Origin of the sequence: Bacillus sp. JJ1521, from assembly GCF_036965165.1 — a bacterium.
In the GTDB taxonomy this organism is placed as follows: Bacteria; Bacillota; Bacilli; order Bacillales; family Bacillaceae_L; genus Ferdinandcohnia.
This window is the reverse complement of the sequence record NZ_JBALOX010000119.1, coordinates 1-745: the sequence shown is the minus strand read 5'-3', so window position 1 is coordinate 745 and position 745 is coordinate 1. Positions and strand designations below refer to the sequence as shown.

Below are 745 nucleotides of genomic sequence, written 5' to 3'. Positions count from 1 at the left end.
ATCTTCTTTATTGATGATGATTTTAATCCCATGTTGTTCGTCATGAAGATCAACTTCGCTTTCTTCTTGTTCAAAGCCCATTCCGTAAGAAAGTCCACTACAACCGCCACCTTTAACAGCAACACGTAAGAATGATCCTTCTTCCTCGTTTTGTTTCATCATATCTTTAATTTGAAAAGCTGCTGCTTCAGAAATATCAACGACACGATTTGTCACGTCAGTAACCTCCNNAGGTTATTACTATAAGTATAATGTTAAACGGATTTTGATACAAATAATCCGTTCTTTGTAAATTTTTCAATTTCTTTAAGTATAAAATAATATTTTTTGGACCACAATGAGATTATCCCCCGTTTTTTTGAAACTCTTCATTATTTAATGGAGGGTTTTCTTTTTGCCCTAAAATAAGAAAAAGCAGTATATTGACTGCTTTTTCCCTAAATATATATAATGTTAGAACATTGGATTTTCTTCTAAATAGGCATAGATATTTTCAACCAGCTCTTCAGCGGTTTCACCAGTAACTACATCCCCATTTACAAGAGCATATAGTGACTCAAAGCATTGTCCACAATAGCTTAGACATCCATACTCAATCACATCAAGATTTGGGTCCTGTTCGAGGATTTCCTTTGCTTTTTGGGAGCCACTTGCCAAATTACTAACACAAAATTCGATGATAGGATTCACTGGTTCTTTCACCTCACTACAAGAGGATGTTCAAAATGTCCGGTGAAAATGACAC

2 protein-coding genes are annotated in these 745 nt (G+C 34.9%); both read right to left on the bottom strand.

All coding sequences use genetic code 11. The annotated features are described in order from the left end of the window. Positions 1-162 (bottom strand): HesB/IscA family protein (locus V7147_RS16225; protein ID WP_438824604.1); only part of this gene is annotated, 162 nt, incomplete at its 3' end. A 291-nt stretch (positions 163-453) separates the two neighbouring features. Next, positions 454-690, bottom strand: coding sequence for a YuzB family protein (locus V7147_RS16220; RefSeq protein WP_010676416.1), 237 nt, complete (start codon positions 688-690; stop codon positions 454-456). Positions 691-745: the final 55 nt, after the last annotated feature.